Genomic DNA, 26,208 nt, shown 5'->3' with positions numbered 1-26,208 from the left:
GCAGCCCAGGTGTCCGACGGTACGAGCACGTCAGACGCCGCGTGGCGCGAGGAACGCTCGCGCAACGCGGCGCACCAGGCGGCCGAGCTCGAACGACGCAGGTCGGTCGAGACGGCCGCCGCCCGCGAGCTGATCGCGGAGTTCGTCGCCAGGGCTGAGGCAGCCGGTGTCCCCACACAGCGGCTGGTCGCCCGGGGCTACCGAGGCTCGGGCACGTACCGCACGTCGATCGACGGCTGGTACCTCCGCAAGAACCAGAGCGTCGGGATCGGGTCGGACGGCCAGTTCTACGTGCTCTCCGTCGAGGGCTCGCTGCGTGCGCGACTGCGGGGCGCCACACCACCGCCGAGCGACCCTCCGCTGGTCCTCGGCCAGGGGGCTCGGGACGGCGAGTCGATCGACCTCGCCGAGGCCCTGGACCGCGCGCTGCACGGCACGACCGACGACCCGGCCTGACACGCTCCGTACGGTCAGCCGGTCGGGGTCTCGGGGCTCTGGGGCGTCGCCTCGGCCGCGCGCCAGAGCAGCCTGTCGAGGGCGGCCGCGACAGGTCCGGGCGCCTCGAGCGCACTGAGGTGGCCGGCCCCGGGGACCGTCACGAGCTCGGCGTCCCGGGCAGTGCTGACCATGTGCTGCGCAACCGCGAGCGGGGTGATGGTGTCGTCCTCCCCCACCACGACGACCACAGGTCCGTCGACGTCGGCCAGGACGTCGCTGCGGTCCGGACGCGCGGCCATCGCCCGCTGGGACCACGCGATCCCGGCGGGCTGCTGCTCGCGTATCCAGCCGGTCACGACGCCCGGCAGGTCCGGACGCTCCCGCACGCTCTCGTCGCTGAGCAACGAGGCGACCATGCCGAGCACGGCCTCGACCGAGCCTGAGGACTCCACCTCGTCGGCGACCCGCTCGCGGTTGGCCCGGGCGGGCTCCTCGTCGGCGGTCGACTTGGTGTCGACCAGGGCGAGCCCCGCGACGAGGCCCGGGTGGCGCTCGGCGAGCGCCAGAGCGACATAGCCGCCCATGGACAGGCCGGCGACGACCACGCGCTCATGACCGGCGGCCTCGACCAGCGTGGCGACCTCGTCGGCCGACCTGTCGACCGACGGCTCGCCGTCGGGGACGGCCGCTCTCCCGAGCCCGGGGAGGTCCGGGGCGAGGACCTGGAGGTCCGTGGCGAGCGAGCCGGTCAGGTCGTCCCACATGCGGTGGTCGAGCGGGAAGCCGTGCAGGAGGACGAGCGCGGTCGCAGGGCCGGTGCTGCTGGAGGTGTCGGTGTCGTTCACTGTCGTCCTTCGCTGTCGGTCGGTCGTCGGCGGATGTCGGTGCGTCGCCGGTGGCTCCTGGTGCGCTCACCTGGGAGGAGCGCGGGCGCGGCCCTCGGTGCTCGAGGGGCCTCAGCCCCAGCAGCGCAGGTGCCAGTGCCGGCGTGCGGCGAGCGCCGCCTCCCTGCCGAAGAGCGACTCTGTGGCCCAGGCGACGACGTGCGCCGAGCCCGCAGGCACCGGCTGGTGGCAGCCCGGGCAGGTGTAGGTCCTCTCGCTCGACCGCACGTTCTGCACGGTCCACTCCTCGCCGCGGCGGATCTCGGTGCGCCGACCCCCGGTGGCCCGCTCCAGGTCGAGCGGGCGGGGTTCTTCGGAGTAGGGGCGGCGCGAAGAGCGGCGGGACGACGGCATCCCTCCAGTCTGCCTGTGCTGCGCAGGCGAGACCAGCCGTGCTCGGTCGCGCCTGGCTGCGGCTGGTCGCACCCAGCCCTGCGCAGTCGGCCTGGCGACGCCTCCCCGTCACCGGCACGCCCCGCCGCGCCTGGTCGGCCCGCCTGGACGTGGCCCTGTCTGGCTGGACCTCGCTGGCACCCGCGCTGCGCGTGTGTGGAGACCGTGACCACCTGGTGGGAGCCCTGCGTCACGCGCACGGACCCAGCCCGCGCACAGCCTGGGAGGCTACAGTTGACGAGGCCGTCGACCGCGGACCACCCCCAGATCGAAGGACTGACGTCTTGAAGCACCGCACCTCGCGCGCCGTGACCGCGCTCACCATCGCCACAGCGCTCCTGCTCGCCGGGTGCGGGAGCTCGAGCGACGACGACGCCACAGCGACACCGAGCGCGACGGACGCCGCGACAGACGTCCCCACCCCCACCGCCGAGGACATCGCGGCCCTCGACGCCGTGACCGTCACCGGCGACGCCGGCAGCGAGCCGACGCTCGAGTTCACCGCGCCGCTCACGGTCTCCGCCCCGACGGTCCGCGTCCTCGACGAGGGCACCGGCGAGGACATGACGGAGACGAGCCTCGCCTCGATGCACTCCGTCGTCTACAACGCGGGTGACGGCAGCGTCGTCGACTCCAGCTGGGCCGAGCCGGCCGCCCCCGAGTGGGACCTGGCGACGGACTTCTCCGGCGTGCCTGCCCTCCAGGAGGCGCTCGTCGGCAAGAAGGTCGGGACGCGCATCCTCTTCGCGCAGACCGCGACCGACGGCACCACCTACCTCTACGTCTTCGACTCGGTCTCGGTGCGCGACACCCCGACCCGCGCCGACGGTGAGGCCGTGGCTCCGGCCGAGGGCCTGCCGACCGTGACGCTCGACGACACGGGCAAGCCGAGCATCGAGATCCCCGAGGGCTACACGGCCCCGGCCGACCTCGTCGTCCAGCCCCTCATCAAGGGCACCGGCCCCGTCGTCGAGGCCGGCCAGAACGTCCAGGTCCAGTACTCCGGCTGGAAGGTCTCCGACGGCGAGCAGTTCGACTCCTCGTGGGAGAACGGGTCGCCCTTCGTGGTGAACAACCTCGGCTCGGGTGCAGTCATCGCCGGCTGGGACCAGGGCCTCGTCGGCCAGACCGTCGGCAGCCAGGTCCTCCTGGTGATCCCGAAGTCCCTCGCCTACGAGGGATCGCAGAACGACCTCGCTGACGAAGACCTCGTCTTCGTGGTCGACATCCTTCGCGCAGGCTGACACAGCCTCGCTCGACCGAGAGCCCCGGACCGTCACGGTCCGGGGCTCTCGGCGTCTGCGGGCGAGGCTGTGACCACGCCCGGGACGGACTGCTTCCGACCGCGCCGTGGTGCACGCCTGCCGGCACCATCCCTCGCGTCCTCGGTCTCGGGACCCCGCGTCCTCGGACCGGGACCTCGGTGCGATCTCGGGCCGCTCTGCGGGTCGTATCGTTGAGGGGTGACCGATGCCACCGCCCCCAGCCCTGCCCGTGAGGTCCTGACGTGGGACGCCTTCGGCGTCGCCACGCGTGAGATCGCCGAGAAGGTGGTCGCGAGCGGCTTCCTGCCCGACGTCGTCGTCGCCATCGCCCGGGGTGGTCTGCTGCCCGGTGGCGCTGTCGCCTACGCCCTCGGCACGAAGGGTGTGGGCACGCTCAACGTCGAGTTCTACACGGACATCGGCGAGACCCTCCAGGACCCCCGGGTCCTCCCCCCGCTCATGGACACCTCAGAGCTTCCCGGGTCGAAGGTGCTCGTCGTCGACGACGTCGCCGACTCCGGTCGGACCCTCAAGCTCGTCATGGAGATCATGGAGGCCAAGGGCGTCGAGGCCCGGTCAGCAGTCCTGTACTCCAAGCCGCAGTCGATCGTGACCCCGGACTACTCCTGGAAGGACACCGACCTCTGGATCACCTTCCCGTGGTCGGCGCAGCCCCCGGTCGAGGGTGCGCACACCGCTGCGCGGGAGTGAGCTGGCCCTGGGCGGAGCGGACGACGGCGCCCACGCAAGGACGGGAGCGCTCCTCCGTCCAGCCGCACAGGTCGGCTCCACACCCTGACGTATCGTGGTCGATTCACTGTCGGACGAGGGACACGTGTCAGACAGTGGTCGGCACTCGAGGAGTTGGTGATGGCTAGGCTCAGTGACGTCGCACGGTCTGAACGCCGTGACAGCATCATCGCCGCAGCCGCTGAGCGATTCTCCAGCCAAGGATTTCATGCGACGTCGATGGCTGAGATCATCTCGGACTCCGGAGTGGCTGCAGGCACCGTCTACATGCACTTCGCCAGCAAGGACGATCTGATCGTCGCGACGGCAGAGCAGGCTCTTGACGGGGTCGCACGCACTCTGGCTGGCCTTCTCGACCGCGACCCTGCTCCTTCCCTGGCGGCCTTTCTCACGTCGATCCGGACCTCGCTGCCGTCGGACGCCTCAGGTGCGCTCCGCGCTCACCTAGTCCTGCACAGCTGGGCGGAGACGAGCAGAAATCCTCGTCTGGCCGCCCTCGTGAGCGACCGCTACGACGCGCTGCTCGCCGGGGTAAACCCGTTGATCTCGATGTGGAGAGAGCGCGGTGAGATGCCGAGCGACCGTAGCAGCGCTGAGCTCGGTCGGGACCTCTTAGCCCTCGTGCAGGGACACATCGTCCAGGCCGCGGTGCTCAGCGGCGGGCGTGATCCACGGAGGCGCGCTGTCCTGGACGCCGGCTCTGACCCCCCACCGGTAGTAGCGACGCGCCGCCCTGGTCGCACAGCCCGGCCACCCGCCGTCATTCGATCCCCTTCAGCGCACCGACCATGTCTACCCGCCTGATCCGCCTGCCGAGCAGCACCGTCGTGAGCAAGGAGAAGAACACGGCGATGAGCGTCGCGATCCCGATGCTGGCCAGTCCGATCTGCGCCGTGTACTCCAGACGTGCCGTCGAGAACGTCCCGACGTACATCCCCAGGAACCAGAAGCCAGCCGGTACACCCAGCAGCACGCCCAAGGCGGTCGCGACGATGTTCTCCCGGAAGGCCAGGCGTCTCAGGTCACGGGTCGTGAACCCGAGGACCTTGAGGGTGGCGTAGTCACGGGTGCGTTCGGTGAAGGCGAGCGCCCCGAGGCTGTAGAGGACGATGACGGCCAGGAGAACTGCGAAGACGCGGATCAGCATGAAGATCCCGCCCAGGTCGGTGACCATATCTGCAGCGTTGGTGCGCTGCGCCTGGAGCGTCAGGATGCTTACCACGTCCGCCCGTCCTCCCAGCTCGACGAGCGACGTCTCCTCCCCGACCAGCAGTGTCGTCGGCGTGAAGGTCTGCCCGAGGCTCTCCCACACCTCTCGTGACATGGTGAAGCCCTGCGGAGCGCTGCCCTTGACGACCTGATCCACTCGGAGGTCGACAGTCCCCTGGCCTGCTGGGAGCTCGAGCCTGACGGCATCACCAGCCGAGAGCTCGAGGCGTCGGGCCGTCGCCTCGCTCACCGAGACCACATCTAGGTCTGCTGCGCTCCCGTCGAGCATCTCGAGGTGCACATAGTGTCCGTCGTCGAGAACCGTCATGGCGCGGTCGAAACCGTCCGTCGGATCTGTGCGCACGACGACCTCCTGAACACGCTGCCCGTCTGGCGCGACCTCCTCCAGGGAGTCGAGGTCCGCCGAGGCTGCCAGTGCGGCACGAGCTGTGTAGGTGCTCTCCTCGACGAACGCCGTCCTGACCTGGCCGTTCATGCTGTCGGCCATCCCGAACCCTGCAAACAGCAGCATCAGGCTTCCTGCGACGGCGACGACCCCCATACCGAAACGTGCTGGGTTGGCACCGCTGTCACGCCAGGCCCAACGGCTGCCATAGCTGGTCCGCGCCCAGACGCTGCGAGCACGTTCGAGGAAGACTCGGCGCCCCCGAGCGATCCCGGGTCTGAGCTGGTCCGCAGGTATGCCTCGGAGGGCCGGGCGCGCCGCGAGATAGGCGCCCAGGACACACACCGCTACGACCAGGACGAGCACGACCACGGGGACGGTGGTGTAGGCGATAGACCATCGCGGCATGGACAGCATCGCCTCCTGAGTACCGAGGACGAAGGTCGACATCACCGGTGCCACAAGTAGCCCGACCAGAGCACCAAGCCCTCCCGCCACGAGCCCGTACATCATGAAATGAGCACCGATGGACCGGGCCGAGAAGCCGAGAGACTTCAGTGCCGCGATCTCCCGTGTCTGCATCTCGACGAGCCGTCGGGTGGAGGTGTACATGGCGAGGACTGCCAGAAGCACGAAGATGAAGGAGAACAACAACGAGAGATTCCGGATCTGGTCGACGCGGTCGAAGGCTGTGGAGACAGCGGGATTCGACTCCTGCCCTGTGACCCTGATCAGCTCGTCCCCTGCAAGAGCAGCAATCTGATCTTGCAGCTCGACGTCCGGCCGCGCGTCTACCCGCAGCACTGTCTGTCTCAGAGGTGCAGGGTCGAGGTCGGCGACCTCCGCTGCTGGGAGCAGCGCGTAGCTGTACAAGCTGTGATCGGGCGCCACCAGCGCCGGCGTTCCCGTGTAGTACAGCCTCTCCGCCGAGTGGTAGGTGCCGCTGACTGCGAACGACCGGGTCTGAAGCCCGATCGTCAGGTCGACTGTGTCGCCCACCTCGATGCCCTTCTCCTCGGCGAAGGGCACCGCCAACCAGATGCCCTGACCGTCGTGCTCGGGTCGAGAGCCCTCGTCGATCACCGGACGTGAGATCTCAGACGAGTCCTCCCCGAGGACCTCGATCTCGAGGGAGACATCGCCGTGGCTCGACGCCGCAGCACGGAGGAACGAGGCCTCTTCGACAGCGTTGACACCTTCGAGGGATGCGACGTCGTCGGCGAGCGCTCCGGCCGCGCCCGTCGTCGTCACCCACACGTCAGCAAGGTTGGTCTCGTCGGCGAGCTCTTCGAGCTGGTTGCTCAGACCGTTCCACGCACCTTCTAGCCCCGTGTAGATCAGCACGGAGAGCAGCGCCATGAGGAAGACGGCTACGAACTGAGACGCGTAGCGACGGAGATCGCGCACCAGCTTGATGGTGAGGTACCGGCTCACCAGTCGATCTCCTCAACTGAGATCGGTACCTGGTGCTCGACATGCGACTGCACCCGTCCGTCATGGAGGGTGACCGTGGCGTCACCGACGGCCGCGACAGACACGTTGTGGGTGACGACGACCACCGCTGTCTGCGTCGTCCCCGCGATGCTGCGGAGCAGTGCGATGACCGCGCGGCCGGTCTCCGAGTCCAGTGCTCCTGTGGGTTCGTCGCAGAGCAGGAGATGAGGCCTCTTCGCGATCGCTCGGGCGATCGCGACCCGTTGCATCTGCCCACCGGAGAGCTCGGAAGGGAATGACCGTTCTCTGCCAGCCAGGCCCACGCTCGCCAGCGCGTCGTCCGGCGACATGGCGTCACGACTGTACTGCGACCCGATACCGACATTCTCCGCTGCCGTCAGGTTCGGGATCAGGTTGTAGTGCTGGAAGACGAACCCGACCTGCTCGCGGCGGTACAGGGTGAGCCGGGCATCGTCGTAGGAACTGATCTCTTCACCCGCTGCCACGATCGTCCCCGACGTCGGCGTATCCATACCGCCGAGCATGTTCAGGGCTGTCGATTTCCCAGAACCCGACGGCCCGAGGACGACCGTCATCTTCGCGGGCTCGATATCGAAGCTGACATCGTCGAGAGCGGTGACATCTTGCGCGCCGGCGCTGTACTTCTTGACGACGCGAGAGAGTGAGATGAGCGTCATGATTCCTTCCACCAGCCGTTCAAAGACGAAAAGTAATTGCTGCTCGTTCGCGCAACGTCAGTGGGGATTCTTGGGCGAGGATTCTCTGAGCTACTGCTTCCCTGCTCTGAGCAATGTCTTCTCGCGCCTCGGAGACCGCAGCCCGAACGCTGGACACCTGCGGAAGCCCCAGCGCGTGGATCGCCGCCTGGACCCGGTCCTCGATCGTGCCGCGGACCACGTGGACGCCGAGATCGAGAGCAGTGAACTCACGGAGCAGCTCCGTGTCGGACAGCGTGCGGTAACGCTCAGAGACAGGCCGGTGACCATCCGGGTTCATGCTGAACTCGATCGGGAGATGGATCACGTCGGTGTACGTGTCGCGGGCGTGGAATCGGGCCATGACGCCGTACGCCCGGACATATCGTTTCAAGAATGGCAACGACGGGACCGTCACAGCAGCCTTGACCAGCTGCTGAGGGATACCCGCACCTGGGTTCAGTCCGATACGGGCCCTCACTGCCGCGTATGCCCACTCGTTTAGCACAGACCCGTCCGAGATGAAGCCGGTCTCGTGGAGCTCCGCCTCGGCCCTCAGTCGCTCTCCAAGCCGACGAAGCCCGAGCGCCAAAAGCTCCTCGGCACTCATGTGGTGGAACTTCCGTCCTGGGTACAGTGACGTGAGGATCTCTCGTGCGGACTGAGCGCTTACTAGTGGCATCCCAGTGGCCTTCGAAAGCGCAGTGGCTGTCGTGGTCTTACCGGTTGAGTAAGTGCCAGACACGACAACGCGTCGACCGTCCGTCACAGTGCCTCACTCGCCGCGTCTGGCAGGATATGCGCGACGTCCGCGATGGCATCGATCCCCTGCCCGGCGGCCGCCAGTCGGAGAGTTCGCCACACGGCTCCACGGACGACTACCTCATCGGCCTTCAGGATCTCGACGCGGACGTCGACCAGCTGGCCGACCTTGATCCAGGGACGGACGAGGTTGATGTCGAACCTCCGGAGCCAGAAGACTGCGCTCTGGTCACGAGACATGTGGTCGTACTCATACGCGATCGCCTGGGCGAGCTGGGCGAGGCATACGATCGCCTCACAGACCGAGAAGACCTTGGAATGAGCGCTCTGGAGCCCACGGAATCCGTCCGCGACTCCGCTCGACGCCGCAAGCGCCCCGAGCCGGGCGCGCATCACTCCCGCTTCGAGGTCGATGTCGATGTCAGTGATGTGCTGGGCCCGACTCCGCAGATGCCCCGCGAAAAAAGCCGGACTCGGCTCCTCCGCCCGGTGAGGAGTCTCTGCCGCGACCGGCACGACGGTCAGGGAGACCTTCATCGTCCCGACCACCACGGAGCAAGCAAAAGCGCGATCTTCTGGCAGCCAGTCGACGCGAGCCTCTACCGGGACAGCGACTAAGTCGTCCGTGGAGGCGGATCCCGCCCTGACCGACGCCGAGGTGACCATCAGACTCTCGAGCTCGACCGGCTCTTGCTGGAGCACGACCTCGAGCGCTAGACCAGCCAAGGAGACAGCATCGATCGTGCTGAGATGCCGCGAGACGACCCCCGCCTCTTTCGAGGACCAGGACCCGTCCTGCGTCACCGTGCTGATGCCGGTGACGAGACCCCTGACCAGGGTTTTCGTCGTGAAGGAGTAGGTCGAGCGACGGTGCCCGTCCCCAAAATAGCGTTCCCCGGGGGCCCCCAACGCGTGGTCGATCGTCGAGTAGTGGCTGGCCATGAGCGATCCCCCTGTCCGCCCAAACAGAGCCGAATGAGCGTTTAGGCTCAAAATAGACCAAGGGGACAGTGCTGTCAAACACCGAATATCACTCGGAGCGCCTGTAGTCGCTCGTCGTGTCCGAGATACGACACCAGGACCCGACATGGGTGAGGATCTCGATATCGGTCCGGTGACCCAGGCCGGACCCGTCGGCTCCGGCTCCGGCTCCGGCTCCGGCTCCGGCTCCGGCTCCGGGCAGCCTGGACCTGCTGGTATGCGGAGAGGCCCGGACCTGCAGATGTCTGCAGGTCCGGGCCTCTCCGAGGTCCAAGGGAGCTGGGTGGTTCTAGAAGTCCCAGTCCTCGTCTTCGGTGTTGACGGCCTTGCCGATGACGTACGACGAGCCGGAGCCGGAGAAGAAGTCGTGGTTCTCGTCGGCGTTGGGGCTCAGGGCGGAGAGGATCGCGGGGTTGACGTCGGTCTCGTCCTTGGGGAAGAGGCCTTCGTAGCCCAGGTTCATCAGCGCCTTGTTGGCGTTGTACCGGAGGAACTTCTTGACGTCCTCGGTGAGGCCGACACCGTCGTAGAGGTCGGCGGTGTACTGGACCTCGTTCTCGTAGAGCTCGAAGAGCAGCTCGAAGGTGTAGGCCTTCATCTCGTCGCGCTCGGCGGGGCTGAGCTTCTCGAGGCCCTTCTGGTACTTGTAGCCGATGTAGTACCCGTGGACGGCCTCGTCGCGGATGATGAGGCGGATGAGGTCGGCCGTGTTGGTGAGCTTGGCGCGGCTAGACCAGTACATCGGCAGGTAGAAGCCTGAGTAGAAGAGGAAGGACTCGAGCAGCGTGCTCGCGACCTTCCGCTTGAGCGGCGAGTCACCGTGGTAGTACTCGAGGACGATCTCAGCCTTGCGCTGGAGGTTGACGTTCTCCTCCGACCAGCGGAAGGCGTCGTCGATCTCCTGCGTGGAGATCAGCGTCGAGAAGATCGAGGAGTAGCTCTTGGCGTGGACCGACTCCATGAACGCGATGTTCGTGTAGACGGCTTCCTCGTGCGGCGTGATGGCGTCAGGGATGAGGCTGACGGCACCGACTGTCCCCTGGATGGTGTCGAGCAGCGTCAGTCCGGTGAACACCCGGGTCGTCAGCTCTTTCTCGACAGCAGTGAGGGTCGCCCACGACTGGATGTCGTTGGACACCGGCACCTTCTCGGGCAGCCAGAAGTTCCCCGTGAGCCTGTCCCAGACCTCGGCGTCCTTCTCGTCTTCGACACGGTTCCAGTTGATCGCCTGGACCCGGCTGACCAGCTTGAGCTTTCCGGTGGACATCGCTCTGAACTCCCTCTCCCACCGACACCGGTGGGGACTGACCAAACACCAAGAACCACACACCAGCAGGCACGAACCCACCAGCTTCCAGCAACACCCTAAGCCCAACCGCACCACCCAGACCGAGCGTCCAGAACAGTGCAGGTCGGGCGGCTGTCCAGCATCTGACGCCCCGAAGAGCACCGACGCCCAAGCACCAGACAAGAGGTCTCACGACCCCTCAAGCCCCAGACACCACCCCGCAACGCCCACCCCAGCCGCACTACGGTGACGTGCACCGCAGAGCGACTGGAGCGGGCGGGGTCTGCGATCGTGGTGGGCCTGGCAGGCCGCCCGCGGCCCGGCGATCGCAGACCCCGCCCGTGGAAGTCGCGGACCCTGCGAGCGGGTCCCTACCGGCAGCACGCCCTGCGGCCCGGCGATCGCAGACACGCGCCGCGGAAGGCGCGGACCCGACTACGACGTCACAGCATGCAGGAGACGCATCCCTCGACCTCGGTGCCCTCGAGCGCCAGCTGCCGCAACCGGATGTAGTACAGCGTCTTGATCCCCTTGCGCCACGCGTAGATCTGCGCCCGGTTCACGTCGCGCGTCGTCGCGGTGTCCTTGAAGAACAGCGTGAGCGAGAGTCCCTGGTCGACGTGCTGCGTCGCCGCGGCGTAGGTGTCGATGATCTTCTCGTAGCCGATCTCGTACGCGTCCTGGTAGTACTCCAGGTTGTCGTTCGTGAGGTACGGCGCCGGGTAGTAGACGCGCCCGATCTTGCCTTCCTTGCGGATCTCGATCTTCGAGGCCACGGGGTGGATCGAGGAGGTCGAGTTGTTGATGTAGCTGATCGAGCCTGTCGGCGGCACGGCCTGGAGGTTCTGGTTGTAGATGCCGTGCTCCATGACGGAGGCCTTGAGCTCGGCCCAGTCCTGCTGGGTCGGGATGTGCACGCCTGCCTCGGCGAAGAGCTCGGCGACGCGAGGTGTCGCGGGCTCCCACACCTGGTCGGTGTACTTGTCGAAGTACTCGCCGGTCGCGTACTTGGAGTCTTCGAAGCCGCCGAAGTAGCGCTTGCGCTCGATCGCGAGGCGGTTGGACGCCGCGATCGCGTGGAAGGCGACCGTGTAGAAGTAGATGTTCGTGAAGTCGATGCCCTCTTCGGAGCCGTAGAAGACCCGCTCACGGGCGAGATAGCCGTGGAGGTTCATCTGGCCGAGGCCGATCGCGTGGCCGGACTCGTTGGCGCGGCGGATCGACGGGACGGAGTCGATGCTCGTCTGGTCGGAGACTGCCGTGAGAGCACGGATCGCGGTGTCGATGGTCTTCGCGAAGTCGGGCGAGTCCATGGCCTTGGCGATGTTGAGCGAGCCGAGGTTGCACGAGATGTCACGACCGATGTGGTCGTAGGACAGGTCGGTGTTGTACGTCGACGGCGTCGAGACCTGGAGGATCTCGGAGCAGAGGTTCGAGTGCGTGATGCGGCCCTTGATGGGGTTCGCAGCGTTCACGGTGTCTTCGAACATGACGTACGGGTAGCCGGACTCGAACTGCAGCTCGGCGAGCGTCTGGAAGAACTCGCGAGCCTTGATCTTCGTCTTGCGGATCCGGGCGTCGTCGACCATCTCGTGGTACGTCTCGGAGATCGCGACGTCGGCGAAGGGCTTGCCGTAGACGCGCTCGACGTCGTACGGCGAGAAGAGGTACATGTCCTCGTTCTTGCGGGCGAGCTCGAAGGTGATGTCAGGGATGACCACACCGAGCGAGAGCGTCTTGATGCGGATCTTCTCGTCGGCGTTCTCACGCTTGGTGTCGAGGAACCGCATGATGTCGGGGTGGTGGGCGTGCAGGTACACAGCACCGGCACCCTGACGCGCCCCGAGCTGGTTGGCATAGGAGAAGGAGTCTTCGAGGAGCTTCATCACGGGGATGACACCCGAGGACTGGTTCTCGATGTGCTTGATGGGCGCGCCGTGCTCACGGATGTTGCTGAGCAGGAGGGCCACTCCGCCGCCGCGCTTGGACAGCTGGAGGGCGGAGTTGATGCCGCGGGCGATCGACTCCATGTTGTCCTCGATGCGCAGCAGGAAGCAGGAGACGGCCTCACCGCGCTGCGCCTTGCCCGAGTTGAGGAACGTGGGTGTCGCGGGCTGGAAGCGCCCGGCGATGATCTCTTCGACGATGTTGACGGCAGTCGCCTCGTCGCCGTCGGCGAGGGTCAGCGCGACCATGCAGACGCGGTCTTCGAAGCGCTCGAGGTAGCGCTTCCCGTCGAAGGTCTTGAGCGTGTACGAGGTGTAGTACTTGAAGGCGCCGAGGAAGGTCTCGAAGCGGAACTTCTTGGAGTACGCGAGGTCGAAGAGCGACTTCGTGAAGGCGGGGGTGTACTTCGCGAGGATCTCGGGCTCGTAGTACTTGTTCTCGACGAGGTACTCGAGCTTCTCCTCGAGGCTGTGGAAGAAGACCGTGTTCTGGTTCACGTGCTGCAGGAAGTACTGCCGCGCAGCCTGACGGTCCTTGTCGAACTGGATCTCGCCGTCCGGTCCGTAGAGGTTGAGCATCGCGTTGAGCGAGTGGTAGTCGAGCTCGGTCTCTAGGCCGATTTCCGTGACTGTCGTTGCCAAAACTGTTCCAATCCTTCGCGGACGCGGAGAACGTCCTCGGTCGTCCCGAGGAGCTCGAAGCCGTACAGGTACGGCACGGAGCACTTCTGGGAGACGATGGCGCCGGCGAGGCAGTAGGCCTCGCCGAAGTTGGTGTTTCCGGCGGCTATGACGCCGCGGATGAGCGACCGGTTCTGCTGGTCGTTGAGGAACTTCACGACCTGGCGGGGCACAGCCCCACCGTCGTTGCCTCCGCCGTAGGTCGGGACGACCAGGACGTAGGGCTCGTCGACGTGCAAGAACTCGTCCTTCGGCAGCAGCGGGATGCGCTGCGCCTCGAGACCGAGCTTCTCGACGAACCTGTGGGTGTTCTCCGACGCGCTGGAGAAGTAGACGAGGCGGGCCACGTCAGGAGACCTGAAGGGTCAGGCGACGGACGCGGAGACCTTGGCCGCGAGCGCGTTGATCTGGTCGGGGCGGAACCCGGACCAGTGGTCGTCGCCGGCGATCACGACGGGGGCCTGGAGGTAGCCGAGGCCACGGACCATCTCGAGGGCTTCCGGGTCTGCGCTGATGTCGACGATCGAGTACTCGATGCCCTTCTTGTCGAGGGCCCGGTAGGTCGCGTCGCACTGGACGCACGCCGGCTTGCTGTAGACCGTGATGCTCATGCGGAGTCTCCTCGAGGTGAGGGGCTGGGGAAGCCCGGAGTGTGCTGTGGTGCGGTGCCGCCGCTGCAGTGGTGACGGCCAAGAAGGCGGGTTCCCCAGAGCTGTGTGGCGTGGTGTGCTGCGGTGTCTGACGCCCTCGCGCGGATTGTGGTGTGGCCTGCGCGCTGGGAGTGAAACCACTATACCTAGTGCCTGGACCTGTTGGCCACCCCTAGAACTTGTAGCGCGTGTCGTGAGAGACACACGGTTGTGGATGGCCTGTGGACAACCTCGACGGGCCCCGTCGCCCCTGCGGGGCAGACGCACGAGCTTTGCCTGGACCACCCGGTCAAGTATCCCCGGGACCTCTGACATCCGGTGGTCAGGTCGATGTCGGACCGGCCCGTCGAGACCCGCCGGAGACTGTCCACCGCCTGTGGACGACGGCTTCCACGGGCGGTGGACAGCGAGGACGAGACGACCGTCACGCACCTCAGGACGCGCGGGTGAAAACAGTCTGCGTGCCACGCGTCCCGGCGTGTCCGGCGAGCGCGGCACCCGGGCGTCGGCACCGCCTGCCCCACGCGTCCCGCCTGGCCCGTGCGTCCCACCTGCCTCGGTGCCACCATCCTCACCAGCTCCGTCCCCGCCCACGAGGTCGCACCGCGAGGGACGAGGTCGCACCACGACAGACGAGGTCGTACAGACACGCCGAACCGTTCCCGTCAGCGGGAGAAGTTGGCGTGTCCGTACGACCTCGCGGTCAGGCGGACGACCTCACGGGCCGCGGGTCAGTACCGGATGTCGTCCTCAGCAGGCACCGTGCCCGTCGTCGCGAGGGTCCGGTACCAGTACGCGGAGTCCTTCCAGGTGCGCTCGAAGGTGTCGTAGTCGACGCGGATGATCCCGAAGCGGCGGTCGTAGCCGTAGCCCCACTCGAAGTTGTCGAGGAGCGACCACGCGAAGTACCCGCGGACGTCGGCCCCGGCGTCGATCGCCGCGCCGACGGCGGCGACGTGGTCGTGCAGGTACGACACGCGCAGCGGGTCGTGCACCCGGCCGTCCTCGGAGACCTCGTCGTAGAACGCCGCACCGTTCTCGGTGATCATCATCGGCTGGTCGGGGTAGGCGTCGCGGACCGTGAGCAACAGCTCGGTCATGCCGGCCGGCTCGATGTTCCAGCCCATCGCCGTGTACGGCCCCGGCTGCTGGATGAACTCGACGTCGGTCACGCCGATCCACGGAGATGCCGCGGACGCACCGTGCCCGTCGTTCTGCGCGGCCTCCCCGTCCCCCTCGAAGTGGCGGACGCGGACCGTCGAGTAGTAGTTGACGCCGAGCACGTCGAGGCGCTGGCGGGTGATCTCGCCGTCGCCGGGGAGGACGAAGCCCCAGTCGGTCACGTGCGCGGTGTCGGCGAGCAGGTCGTCGGGGTATGCCCCGTCGAGGACCGGGCCGAGGAAGGCCCGGTTGGCGAGGGCGTCGATCTTCCGGACCGCGTCGAGGTCGGCCGCCGCGGAGGGGTCGTCCGGGCGGATCACGTGCAGGTTGAGCGTGATCGAGACCTTGGCGGCGTCACCGAGGACCTCACGGATCGCCAGGGCCGCGAGACCGTGGGCGAGGTTGAGGTGGTGGACTGCGGCGAGCGCCGCAGCAGGCTCTGTGCGTCCCGGCGCGTGGACGCCCGAGCCGTACCCGAGGTACGCCGAGCACCAGGGCTCGTTGAGGGTCGTCCACACGTCGATCCGGTCCCCGAGCTCTTCGGCCATGCGGCGGGCGTAGACCGCGAAGGCCTCGGCGGTCGCACGGTTCGCCCAGCCCCCCTCGTCCTCGAGCTCCTGCGGGAGGTCCCAGTGGTAGAGCGTGACGACGGGCTTGATGCCGGCCTCGATGAGGCCGTCGACGAGCGAGGAGTAGAAGGCGATGCCCTCCGGGTTGAACTCACCGGTCCCGCCGGGCTGCACGCGTGACCACGAGATCGAGAACCTGTAGGCGTCGAGGCCGAGGTCCTTGATGTGCTGCACGTCTTCGGCCCAGCGGTGGTAGTGGTCGTCCGCCTGGTCGCCGGTGTCGCCGTTGAGCGTCTTGCCGGGGGTGTGCGAGAACGTGTCCCAGATGGACGGGCCGCGGCCTCCCTCGGTCGCTGCTCCCTCGATCTGGTACGAGGCCGTCGCCGAGCCCCAGACGAAGTCTGCGGGGAACTGGCGGGCGGCGGTGCCTGCTGCGGTCATGACTCTCCTCGATGTGTGCGGCGCTCGTCGTCGAAGCGCTTCGCTCCGACCTTATACGGGTGGGGCCAGGTCGGGCCGGACGCCCCTCGTCGGGGCGTCCGACCCGGGTAGTCAGGACCGCGCGCAGCTGTTGACGGACCTCACGACGGACGCGACGACGTCCGCGGCGGCCAGCTCGGCGACCCGCTCCGCAGAGACCCCGGCCCCGCTCGACACGAGGAAGGTGTGCGCCTCCCCCGGGAGCAGCGAGACGAGCATGTCGTCGACCACCCCGTCGGGCACGATGCGGTCGGCGAGGACCGAGACGTCCAGGGCCAGGGTCGCCGCCGAGACGTCGACCACGAGACCGCCCTCGACCGCACGGAAGGACACGTCGACCGCGGACGGGTCGAGCACGAGGTCCTTGGGCTCGGCGAAGAGGTGGATCTCGCGGACGTCGTCGAGCTCGGCGACGAGCACCTCGCGGGTCGCGTCCCCGGGGGTCGTGAGTGCCGCAGAGAGCGGCACCTCGTGCACGGAGCGCGCGGGCACGGAGACCGAGACCTGCTCGGTCTGGCTCTGCTCGCCGCCGCTCACGTCGAGACGACGCAGCGTCACCTGGCCGTCCCACGCCTCTGCGTGGTCGTTGACCACCACGAGCGTGGGCACGCCGTCGCGCGGCTGGACCGTCAGCAGGCGGTCCGCGTAGGCGTGGCGCAGGGCGTAGAACAGCGGCTTGGGGCGCTCGTCGCCGTCGACCGCAGCCCACGAGGTCACCGGCCAGCAGTCGTTGAGCTGCCAGACGATCGACCCGGCAGTCCGCGGCCAGTGCGAGCGGTAGTGCTCGATCCCGTACTGGACGGCGTGCGCCTGGTTGAGCTGGGTGGTCCAGTGCCAGTCGTCGAAGGCCGACGGCGTGGGAAGGTGCGGCTCGAGGCCTCGGTCGAGCTTGAGGTTGCCGTCGGCGGCCTTCTGGTGGAGCAAGAACTCGGGCGACTCCTTGGTGAGCGCCGCCTCGGGGATCGACCGGGTCAGGGTCGTCCACGCCGGCGGACCCTGGAAGCCGAACTCGGAGCTGAAGCGCGGGACCTGGTCGCGGTACGTGGTGTAGTCGACGCGGTTCCACACCTCCCACTCGTGCCGGGTGCCGTGGTCGGCGTCGTTGGGGTGCACGGCCGGTGCGCCGCTGGCGACCTCGGCCGTGAAGCCCGGGCTGTAGGGCGAGCCGTCGCAGTAGGGCCGGGTCGGGTCGAGCTCGGCGACGATCGCCGGGAACAGCTCCGTGTAGTAGCGGAAGCCCCACGTGCGGCCCTCGAGGTCCTGCTGCCATCCCCAGTCGAGGTAGCCCCAGAGGTTCTCGTTGCCACCGTTCCACAGCACGAGCGAGGCGTGCGGGGTGAGGCGGGCGACGTTCTCGCGCGCCTCGGCCTCCATCTCGGACCAGATCGGCTCTTCTTCGGGGTAGGCGGCGCAGGCGAGGAGGAAGTCTTGCCACACCATGACGCCCCGCTCGTCGCAGACGTCGTAGAAGTCCTCGGTCTCGTAGATCCCGCCGCCCCACACGCGCAGCAGGTTCATGTTGGCGTCGAGGGCCTGGTCGACGCGCCGCTCGAGGCGCTCCCGGGTGATCCGCGTGAGCAGGTGGTCGTCGGGGATCCAGTTGGCCCCCTTGACGAAGACCGGCTGGCCGTTGACCGAGATCGTGAAGGGCGTGCCCTGGTCGTCGGGCGTCGTGTCGAGCTCGACGGTGCGGAAGCCGATGCGCCGCTCATAGGTCTCGAGGGTCACGCCGTCGGTCGTGCCGAGGGTGAGCGAGAGGTCGAAGAGCGGGTGCTCCCCGTAGCCGACGGGCCACCAGAGAGGTGCGCCCGGGACCTCGAGGTGCACGACGGCGGTGGGGTCCCCGGGGACCACCGTCACCGTCGCGACGTGGTCGCCGATCCCGTGGGCGGCTGCGAGCGTGGCCGTGAGGATGACGTCGCCGTGGTGGCGGTCGTCGACACCCCGTCCGAGGTCGACGTGGACGTCGACGTGCCCGGTCCCGTCGGGGCCCACTGTCACGAGCGGCCTGACCTGGGCGAGGTGGGCGAGGGTCCAGCGCTCGAGGCGCACGCCCTTCCAGATGCCTGCGGTCTGGAGGTCGGGGCCCCAGTCCCAGCCGAAGGAGCAGGCCATCTTGCGGACCATGTTGAAGGGGTGGTCGTAGGCGCGCGGACGCAGCACGATCTGGTCGGCGACCTCGCGGGCGTGGGTGAGCGCCGAGCGCAGGTCGACGACCAGGTGGTTCTCGCCGTCAACGACCAGAGCCGCGACGTCGAACCTGTAGCTGCGGTGCTGGTTCGCTGCACGCCCGACCTCGGTGCCGTTGAGGCTGACCGTCGCGACGGTGTCGAGCCCGTCGAAGACGAGCTCGAGCTGCTCGCCGTCGGCCGCAGGGGACGCCGTGAAGGTCGTCTCGTAGCGCCAGTCGACCAGGTGCATCCACGCGAGCTCGGTCTCGTGGAGGTCGAGGTACGGGTCGGGGATCAGACCGGCGTCGAGCAGCGCGGTGTGGGAGGTCCCGGGGACCTGGGCAGGGACGGTGTCCTCGACGAGCCTGGAGGTCAGCTCGGGTGGCACCGGTCCGCCCGTGGCTCGCAGGGTCCATCCTGTGTGCAGCGTCTGGCTGGTCATCTGTGCGTGGGCTCCTGGGTCGAGAGGACGGTGGGGCCGCGAGACGTCGGCGGCTCGGTTCGATGAGGTGCAGGTCGGCGACAGGCCGGCGGGAGGTGGGGGGCAGCGGGCGGCAGACCGACGTCTGCAGCGCACCGGTGCGTCAGGGGTCGGGGGGTCGGTGCTGGCAGGACAGGTCGGGCTCCAGTCCATCCTGGGGCACCTCGCGAGACTTCGTCAACCTTCCTGACGAACCGTCTCGCAGGCCGTCTGCGCATGCTCCTTCCACAATCTTCGGAGAGCGAATAAAGTGGGCTCCAGACCGGTCAGCACACCTGAGACGGAGCAGTCGGACATGGTTCAGGCACAGCGTGGCGCGACGGCGAGCACCTCCGCCGTCGTCGACGCGATCCGTGCCGCCGGGACGATCTCCAGGGTGGGGCTCACGACCGTCACAGGGCTCACCGGTGCGACAGTCTCGACAGTCGTGCGACGACTGATCGACGAGGGCCTCGTGGTCGAGATCGGCCGCGCGGAGTCGACGGGCGGCAAGCCACGGGTGCTGCTCGAGCTCGAGCCGACAGCCCGCTACGCCGCCGGCGTACACCTCGACCACGCGTCGATCACCTGCACGGTGACCGACCTGACCGGCACGCCTGCCGCGATCTCGACCCGTCCTGGCCCCGGGACCGAGCACCCTGCCGCTGTCCTCGAGGCTGTCGCCGCCGAGGTCGACAGGCTCGTCGACGAGGCCGGGGTCGACCGCGAGCGCCTCTTGGGCGTCGGCGTCGTGGCCCCCGGCCCGCTCACCTCCTCGGGAGGCATGCACCGCACCCCGCCGAGCATGCGGCCCTGGACGGACTACCCGATCACCCTCGAGCTCGGACGGCTCACCGGGCTGCCGGTGCTGCTCGAGAACGACGCCACGGCCTCGGCTGTCGGCGAGTACTGGTCTGGCGGGACGGACTCCGAGGGCAGCTTCGCCGTCCTGTACATGGGCACGGGGCTCGGCGCTGGGCTCGTCCTCGACGGTGTCGCGTACCGAGGGTCGAGCGGCAACGCCGGGGAGATCGGTCACACCACGCTCGACCTCGACGGGCCGCTGTGCTGGTGCGGCACACGCGGCTGCGTCGAGGCCCTCGCGGGACCGGCCGCCGTCGTGGCCGAGGTGCGCGCCTCCCCGGGTCTCGCGCGCCAGCTCGGGGTCGCACCGGCAGACGGAGCACCCGCAGGAGAGCCCGGGTCGCCAGCAGACGCCGGCCGCACCGACGACCCTGCCACCGCGGACGACTCTGTGGTCTCGGCCTTCGCCGCCGTCGCCGCAGCTGCCGCCGCCGGCCACCCCGAGGCGCGCCGGATCCTCGACCGCTCGGCGCGCTACGTCGCCGCAGCCGCCCTCAACACCGTGAACCTGCTGGACGTCCGCATGCTCGTCCTCTCGGGGGCCAGCCTCGCTGCGGCCGGTGACGTGTACCTGCCCGTCGTCCGCGACCTCTTGTCCGCAGCACTCTTCGCCCGGGGCGACCACCCCGTCGACGTGCGGCTGTCCCGAACAGCCGCGAGCGCCCCGGCCGTCGGCGGCGCGGCCCTCGTGCTGCAGTCCCACCTCGTGCCGACGCTGGCACCCACTGCACACCCTCGCCCCAGCGCCCCGCTGAGCGAGATCTCCACCCTGTCGACGTAGGAGTCACCGATGACCTCACCTGCCAACAGCTGGCTGACCACCCCCACGCACCTCGACTGGCTCGACGAGCACGCCCGCAGCCTGCTCGCCTTCGGGTCAGGGTTCGTCAGCCCGCAGGGCGGTGCCGGGTGGCTGACGGACGACGGGACCCTCGACGCCGAGCGCGGGGTCTTCACCTGGATCACCTGCCGGATGGCGCACGTCTACGGGCTGGGTGCACTGCTCGGCGTCCCCGGGGACCGCCCGCTCGCCCAGGCTGCCCTCGACGCGCTGCGCGGCCGGCTGCACGACGACGTGCACGGCGGCTGGTTCGCCTCGGTCGCAGCCGACGGGACCGTCGACACGACCAAGAGCGGGTACGCGCACGCCTTCGTGGTGCTGGCCGCGAGCACGGGTGTGGTGGCCGGGCTCGACGGCGCGCGGGAGCTCCTCGACGACGCTCTCGACGTGCTGGACACGCGGTTCTTCGACGCCGAGACAGGTCTGCACGTGGACGAGTGGGACGAGTCGTGGTCGACCCTCGACCCCTACAGGGGTGTCAACGGGAACATGCACGCCGTCGAGGCGCTGCTCGCCGCGGCCGACGTGACAGGTGACGCCCGGTGGCGCGAGCGTGCCCTCGGGATCGCCCGGTACGTGGGCGTCGAGTGGGCGCCCGGCAACGGGTGGCGGATCCCGGAGCACTTCGACGAGGCCTGGGTGCCCCAGCCCGACCTCAACGAGGCCACACCGGACGACCCCTTCAAGCCCTACGGTGCGACGGTCGGCCACGGCATCGAGTGGGCACGGCTGTTCCTCAACCTGTCGGCCGGGCTGGGCGCGGACGCACCCGACTGGCTCGTCCCCGCGGCGCAGGAGCTCTACGCCCGCGCCGTCGCCGACGGCTGGCGCGAGAGCACCCCGGGAGCCCACGGCTTCGTGTACACGACGGGCTGGGACGGAGAGCCCGTCGTCGAGACCCGCATGCACTGGGTCGCCGCCGAGGCCGTCGGCGCGGCGGCGTCCCTGTTCAAGGCGACGGGCGAGGCCCGCTACGCCGCCGACTACGAGCGCTGGTGGGACCACGTCGCCGCGGTGTTCCTCGACGGCGAGCACGGCTCGTGGCACCACGAGCTCGACGCGACGAACACGCCGACCGCGAAGGTCTGGCCCGGCAAGCCCGACATCTACCACGCCTTCCAGGCGACGCTGTTCCCCCAGCTCCCGCTGGCTCCGTCGCTCTCGGTCGCGCTGCGCGACGGGCTGCTGCGCAGCTGAGGCTGCTCGGCCCCGCACGCGGGACGCCGAGCGCCGAGCCTGAGGGCCCCCCTGGGCCCAGGCTCGGTGCTCGTGCTCGTGCTCGTGCTCGTACCCGTGCTCGTCAGACCTGGACGACCAGCACGTCATCCTCTCCGTCAGCCTCGACGCGCGCCCCTCCCACCTCGACAGCCCAGGCGCTGCGTCGCTGCGACTCGACCCTGCGGACCTCGACGGACCCGCCCGTGCGCTCGACCGTGAACCTCGCCGCGACGTCGCCGTCGTGCTCGCTCGAGGGGACGACCACCTCGCTGCTGTGCCCGTCGGCCAGCTCGAAGAGGCGCAGCGTGACACCGTCCGCCCAGTCGTAGTCGGGCCTGTCGGAGCGTGCCCCGACCGGGAGCACGCGCCCCGGCCGGACGAGCAGGGGCAGGGAGTCGAAGCCGTGGTGCTCCTCGACCCACCGCGGGCCGACCACGGTCTCCCCGCTCAGCAGGTGCGTCCACGTCCCCTCGGGGACGTAGAAGGAGACCGTGCCCTCGGCCGAGAACACCGGGGCCACCAGCAGGCTGTCGCCGAGCATGTACTGGGTGTCGACGGTCGCGGCGGTCCGGTCGGCCGGGAGCTCGAGCATCATCGGTCGCATGACCGGCAGACCACGGGTGTGCGCGAGCTCGCCCAGCCTGCCGAGGTACGGCATGAGCGACATCTTCAGGCGCGTGAACTGGCGGGTGACGTCGACGGCCTCGTCGTCGAAGGCCCACGGCACGCGGTACGAGCTCGACCCGTGCAGCCGCGAGTGCGAGGACAGCAGACCGAAGGCCGCCCAGCGCTTGAAGACCGCCGGGTCGGGTGTCCCCTCGAAGCCGCCGATGTCGTGGCTCCAGTACCCGAAGCCCGACAGCGCGAGCGAGAGCCCGCCGCGCAAGGACTCGGCCATCGAGACGAAGGTCGACTCGCAGTCACCGCCCCAGTGCACGGGGAACTGCTGGCCACCGGCCGTCGCGGCCCGGGCGAAGAGCACGGCCTCGCCCTCGCCGCGCTCGGCCACGAGCAGGTCGAAGACGCACTTGTTGTACAGGTGCGCGTAGTAGTTGTGCATGGCCTGCGGGTCTGAGCCGTCGTGCCACACGACGTCTGTCGGGATGCGCTCGCCGAAGTCCGTCTTGAAGCAGTCGACGCCCTGGTCGAGCAGCACCTTGAGCTTGCTCTGGTACCAGGCTGCGGCGTCAGGGTTGGTGAAGTCGACCAGGGCCATGCCGGCCTGCCACATGTCCCACTGCCACACGTCGCCCTGCGGCGTGGTCACGAGGTACCCGAGCTCGCGCGCCTCGGCGAAGAGGTGGGAGCGCTGGGCGATGTACGGGTTGATCCACGCGGAGATCTTCAGCCCCTTGGCCCGCAGCCGGGCGAGCATGCCCTCGGGGTCGGGGAAGGTCGCCGGGTCCCACACGAAGTCGCACCAGTGGAACTGGCGCATCCAGAAGCAGTCGAAGTGGAACACCGACAGCGGGATGTCGCGCTCGGCCATCCCGTCGATGAAGCCCGTCACCGTCTGCTCGTCGTAGTCGGTCGTGAAGGAGGTCGACAACCACAGCCCGTAGGACCAGGCGGGCACGCGGGCCGGTCGGCCGGTGAGGGCCGTGAGCTTGTCGAGGATCTCCGCAGGGCTCGCCCCGTAGATCACGTAGTACTGCAGGTGCTGGCCCTCGACGCTGAACTGGGTCCGCGAGACCACCTCGGTGCCCACCTCGAAGGAGACCCTGTCCGGGTGCGCGACGAAGACTCCGTAGCCCGCGTCGGAGAGGTAGAAGGGCACGTTCTTGTAGGCCTGGTCGCTCGCCGTGCCACCGTCCTCGTTCCAGATGTCGATCGACTGGCCGTTCTTGACGAAGGGCCCGAACCGCTCGCCGAGGCCGTAGACGTGCTCGCCGACCCCGAGCGTCAGCTGCTCGTGGACAAAGCTGCGACCGTCGTCCCTCGAGACGATGCCCACGCTGCGCGGGGTCGACGACGTCAGGACGCGGCCGTCGGCCACGAACTCGACACCCCAGGCGCCGTCGGTCGAGACCCGCGCCGTGAGCGCCCCCGAGGTGATGCTCGCGACAGGGTCGCCGTCGACCACGGGCGCGATGGCCTTGGCGTCCCCGGGGGTGCGGGTGACGTCGAAGGACGGACCACGGTCGAGCACCCCCTGGAAGTGCTCGATCCGCACGCCCACGACGTCGTCGGCCGGGGTGTCGAAGGTGACGGTCACCTGGGGCCGGTTGAGGGTGTCGCCGCGGGTCTGGATCCGGGCGGTCGGGGCGAAGACCGTGAGCCGGGCCCCGTCCGCGGTGTCTTCGGCGACGACGTCGTCGACCGAGCCCGGGCGCAGGATGGAGACTCCGGGCAGGACCTGCCAGTAGCCGTCGGTGAACTTCATGAGGGCCTCTCGGTGAGCACTAGGACGTCCACGGGTGGGACGACGGCCGAGCCTCTGTGCACGGCGCTGGTGAGGAGGTCGGTGAGCGGGGTGCTCCCGACCGGGACGGAGACCGGCGAACCGGTGTGGTTGAGCAGGAAGAGCAGGTCGCCGCGGCGCACGGCCTCGACGCCGAGCCGCGCGGCAGGGGTGCCGAGCGCGGACAGGGTGCCGCTCTCGCGCAGGACCTCGGCCAGGACCGCGTCGAGCGCGGCGTCGGGGAGCAGCGCACCGACGTACCAGGCGCGGCCGGCGCCCGAGCGACGACGGACCACGACTGGGGCACCGGACAGACCGGCCGGCGCGCTGCTGCTGGCGACCACGACGGCCTCGACGGCCTCTGCGGTCAGGCCGCTGCCGTCAGCGCCGTGGGCGGCTTGGGTGCCTTCGGTGCCGTCAGCGCCCTCACCGCCGTCGAGCCGCAACCTCTCGACGTAGGAGTCGACGTGCGCGATGCCGGGAAGCACACCGTCCGGCCCGGCCCACAGGTCGGAGACGACGTCGAGGCCGTGGTCGTCGAGCGGCAGCCACTCTTCGCCGCTCGCACCGACGAGGTCCGCGAGCTGGACCGGGAACCGGCCCGGGCGCACGTGCGCGTCACGTGTGGCGACGTCGCTGAAGGGCCCCAGGACGAGCGTCCCGCCGCCCGCGACGAAGGCCCGCAGGTTCGCGGCGTCAGGCTCGTCGAGCAGGTAGAGGTTCGGGGCGAGCACCAGGTCGTACTCCCCCAGCGCGTCTCCCGGGCGGACCAGGTCGACCGCGACGCCGCGCTCCCACAGCGCCCTGTGCCACCGGCGGACCTCGTCGACCACGCGCAGCCGCCGGGTCGGCCCGGCCTCGCCCTCGGCGGCCCACCAGCTCGACCAGTCGACGGCGATCGCCACGGTCGCCCGCGAGCGCCCGCCGACCACGGGCCGCAGCCGCGCGAGGTCCGCGCCGAGGCCGACGACGCCGCGGTGCACGGCGGTGTCGGCTCCGGCGTGCGGGAGCATCGCCGAGTGGAAGCGCTCGGCCCCCGCGCGCGAGGCGCGCCACTGGAAGAAGCAGATGCCGTCTGCACCGTGCGCCACGGCCTGGAGGGACTCGAGCCGCATCCGCGCGGGCGTCTTGGGGACGTTGTGGTCGCGCCAGTTGACCGCGCTCACGGCCTGCTCCATGAGGAGCCACGGCGCTCCCCCGCCCAGGGACCGCATGAGGTCCTGGGTCAGGGCAGCCGAGGCGAGCGAGGTGGGGTCGACAGGGTCCGGGTACGCGTCGTCCGAGACGACGTCGAGGTCCTGCGCCCAGGACCAGTAGTCGACGAGCGGGAAGAACCCCATGAAGTTGGTCGTCACGGGGCGGCGGGGGTCCCGCTCGCGGATGATGTCGCGCTGCTCCCTGTACACCGCACGCAAGGCGTCCGAGGTGAAGCGCCGGAAGTCGAGCTCTTGGGTGGGGTTGATGAGGTACGGCGCCCGACGGGGCGGGACGACCTCCTCCCACCGGCTGTACCGCTGGCTCCAGAACGTGGTGCCCCAGGCCTCGTTGAGACCGTCGAGCGAGCCGTAGCGCTCGTCGAGCCACGTGCGGAAGGCGAGGGCCGTGGCGTCCGAGTGGCACACCTGCCCGAGCTCGTTGCCCACGTGCCACATCCGGACCGCCGGGTGCTCGACGTACCTGTCGACGAGGTCGCGGGTGATGTCCCGGGCGAAGCTGCGGTACACCTCCGACGACGGGCTGAACTGGTTCCGGGAGCCGTAGGTGAGGCGCACCCCGTCGCGGTCGACCGGGAGGGTCTCGGGGTACAGGTGGCCCATCCACGGTGGCGGTGACGCCGTCGGGGTCGCGAGGTCGACGGCGATGCCGTGCGCGTGCAGCAGGTCGAGGACCTCGTCGAGCCAGCCGAAGCTGCGCTCGCCGGGTCGTGGCTCGAGCAGAGCCCACGAGAAGACCCCGACGGTCACGAGGTTCACGCCCGCCGCCTGCATGAGGCGGGCGTCCTCGAGCCAGGTCTCGCGGTCCCACTGCTCAGGGTTGTAGTCCCCGCCGTAGAGCAGACCGAGCTCGTCGGTGAGCGTGGCCAGGGTCGGGCGCGTCGCTGCGTCAGGTGCCCTGCTCGCGTGGTCCGTCATGCGTGTCTCCTCCGAGCTCCGGCGTCCTCGGCGAGCCTGCGGAAGACCGTCGGCTCGTCGTCGAAGCGCTTCAATGATTGTAGGGGCTGCATCACTGCGCAGCTGTCC

The 26,208-nt window shown here is 69.0% G+C and carries 20 protein-coding genes; 6 read left to right on the top strand and 14 right to left on the bottom strand.

What is annotated here, in order from left to right; translation table 11 throughout:
• Positions 1–9: 9 nt before the first annotated feature.
• The gene (locus tag SANBI_RS05070) at positions 10–456 is read left to right on the top strand and encodes a hypothetical protein (RefSeq protein ID WP_056137023.1); all 447 of its coding nucleotides are present in this window, start codon (positions 10–12) and stop codon (positions 454–456) included.
• A gap of 14 nt (positions 457–470) precedes the next feature.
• On the opposite strand, the gene SANBI_RS05065 is transcribed toward SANBI_RS05070, so the two are convergent.
• Positions 471–1,283 (bottom strand): alpha/beta fold hydrolase, encoded by an 813-nt coding sequence (locus SANBI_RS05065; protein ID WP_319159549.1) that lies wholly within the window; start codon positions 1,281–1,283, stop codon positions 471–473.
• Positions 1,284–1,394: 111 nt separating this feature from the next.
• Positions 1,395–1,676, bottom strand: coding sequence for a hypothetical protein (locus SANBI_RS05060; protein WP_319159548.1), 282 nt, complete (start codon positions 1,674–1,676; stop codon positions 1,395–1,397).
• A 323-nt stretch (positions 1,677–1,999) separates the two neighbouring features.
• Between SANBI_RS05060 and SANBI_RS05055 the strand changes: the two genes are divergently transcribed.
• The 3 genes from SANBI_RS05055 to SANBI_RS18810 all read left to right on the top strand — a co-directional run bounded on the left by SANBI_RS05055 (position 2,000) and on the right by SANBI_RS18810 (position 4,534).
• Positions 2,000–2,959, top strand: a complete 960-nt coding sequence (locus tag SANBI_RS05055) for an FKBP-type peptidyl-prolyl cis-trans isomerase (protein ID WP_319159545.1) — start codon at positions 2,000–2,002, stop codon at positions 2,957–2,959.
• Positions 2,960–3,178: 219 nt separating this feature from the next.
• On the top strand, positions 3,179–3,691 hold the full coding sequence (locus tag SANBI_RS05050; protein WP_056137013.1) for a phosphoribosyltransferase: 513 nt from the start codon (positions 3,179–3,181) through the stop codon (positions 3,689–3,691).
• A gap of 159 nt (positions 3,692–3,850) precedes the next feature.
• Positions 3,851–4,534, top strand: coding sequence for a TetR/AcrR family transcriptional regulator (locus SANBI_RS18810; protein ID WP_408669737.1), 684 nt, complete (start codon positions 3,851–3,853; stop codon positions 4,532–4,534).
• Here SANBI_RS18810 and SANBI_RS05045 read toward each other — a convergent pair.
• From SANBI_RS05045 to SANBI_RS05000, 10 genes are all read right to left on the bottom strand, one after another.
• Complete coding sequence (locus tag SANBI_RS05045) at positions 4,491–6,779, bottom strand: ABC transporter permease (protein ID WP_319159541.1); 2,289 nt, start codon at positions 6,777–6,779, stop codon at positions 4,491–4,493. The genes SANBI_RS18810 and SANBI_RS05045 overlap by 44 nt on opposite strands.
• A complete protein-coding gene (locus SANBI_RS05040) occupies positions 6,776–7,477 on the bottom strand; it encodes an ABC transporter ATP-binding protein (RefSeq protein WP_319159539.1) in 702 nt (233 codons plus the stop codon). The genes SANBI_RS05045 and SANBI_RS05040 overlap by 4 nt, the downstream gene beginning before the upstream one ends.
• A gap of 19 nt (positions 7,478–7,496) precedes the next feature.
• Positions 7,497–8,240 carry an AAA family ATPase gene (locus SANBI_RS05035; protein ID WP_200945533.1) on the bottom strand — a complete coding sequence of 248 codons (744 nt, stop codon included), beginning with the start codon at positions 8,238–8,240 and terminating at the stop codon, positions 7,497–7,499.
• Between the two features lie 20 nt (positions 8,241–8,260).
• On the bottom strand, positions 8,261–9,199 hold the full coding sequence (locus SANBI_RS05030) for an AvrD family protein (protein WP_319159537.1): 939 nt from the start codon (positions 9,197–9,199) through the stop codon (positions 8,261–8,263).
• A 328-nt stretch (positions 9,200–9,527) separates the two neighbouring features.
• Positions 9,528–10,505, bottom strand: coding sequence for a class 1b ribonucleoside-diphosphate reductase subunit beta (gene nrdF / locus SANBI_RS05025; RefSeq protein WP_319159534.1), 978 nt, complete (start codon positions 10,503–10,505; stop codon positions 9,528–9,530).
• Positions 10,506–10,969: 464 nt separating this feature from the next.
• Positions 10,970–13,114 (bottom strand): class 1b ribonucleoside-diphosphate reductase subunit alpha, encoded by a 2,145-nt coding sequence (gene nrdE / locus SANBI_RS05020; RefSeq protein WP_056136996.1) that lies wholly within the window; start codon positions 13,112–13,114, stop codon positions 10,970–10,972.
• Positions 13,084–13,500 carry a class Ib ribonucleoside-diphosphate reductase assembly flavoprotein NrdI gene (gene nrdI / locus SANBI_RS05015; RefSeq protein ID WP_056136993.1) on the bottom strand — a complete coding sequence of 139 codons (417 nt, stop codon included), beginning with the start codon at positions 13,498–13,500 and terminating at the stop codon, positions 13,084–13,086. The genes nrdE and nrdI overlap by 31 nt, the downstream gene beginning before the upstream one ends.
• 18 nt (positions 13,501–13,518) lie before the next feature.
• Positions 13,519–13,764 (bottom strand): glutaredoxin-like protein NrdH, encoded by a 246-nt coding sequence (gene nrdH / locus SANBI_RS05010; RefSeq protein WP_319159529.1) that lies wholly within the window; start codon positions 13,762–13,764, stop codon positions 13,519–13,521.
• Between the two features lie 770 nt (positions 13,765–14,534).
• Positions 14,535–15,974 (bottom strand): GH1 family beta-glucosidase, encoded by a 1,440-nt coding sequence (locus SANBI_RS05005; RefSeq protein WP_319159527.1) that lies wholly within the window; start codon positions 15,972–15,974, stop codon positions 14,535–14,537.
• A 111-nt stretch (positions 15,975–16,085) separates the two neighbouring features.
• Positions 16,086–18,626 carry a glycoside hydrolase family 2 protein gene (locus tag SANBI_RS05000; RefSeq protein WP_319159524.1) on the bottom strand — a complete coding sequence of 847 codons (2,541 nt, stop codon included), beginning with the start codon at positions 18,624–18,626 and terminating at the stop codon, positions 16,086–16,088.
• Between the two features lie 334 nt (positions 18,627–18,960).
• On the opposite strand from SANBI_RS05000, the gene SANBI_RS04995 reads away from it, so the two are divergent.
• Complete coding sequence (locus SANBI_RS04995) at positions 18,961–20,289, top strand: ROK family transcriptional regulator (RefSeq protein WP_319159522.1); 1,329 nt, start codon at positions 18,961–18,963, stop codon at positions 20,287–20,289.
• Between the two features lie 9 nt (positions 20,290–20,298).
• A complete protein-coding gene (locus SANBI_RS04990; RefSeq protein WP_319159520.1) occupies positions 20,299–21,546 on the top strand; it encodes an AGE family epimerase/isomerase in 1,248 nt (415 codons plus the stop codon).
• Between the two features lie 103 nt (positions 21,547–21,649).
• On the opposite strand, the gene yicI is transcribed toward SANBI_RS04990, so the two are convergent.
• The gene (yicI, locus tag SANBI_RS04985) at positions 21,650–23,950 is read right to left on the bottom strand and encodes an alpha-xylosidase (protein WP_319159518.1); all 2,301 of its coding nucleotides are present in this window, start codon (positions 23,948–23,950) and stop codon (positions 21,650–21,652) included.
• Positions 23,947–26,100, bottom strand: coding sequence for a beta-galactosidase (locus tag SANBI_RS04980; RefSeq protein WP_319159515.1), 2,154 nt, complete (start codon positions 26,098–26,100; stop codon positions 23,947–23,949). Before SANBI_RS04980 ends, yicI begins: the two co-directional genes overlap by 4 nt.
• Between the last annotated feature and the right edge of the window lie 108 nt (positions 26,101–26,208).

The organism is Sanguibacter biliveldensis (genome assembly GCF_033798665.1).
GTDB lineage: Bacteria > Actinomycetota > Actinomycetes > Actinomycetales > Cellulomonadaceae > Sanguibacter > Sanguibacter inulinus.
This window is presented reverse-complemented; position numbering and strand designations above follow the sequence as displayed.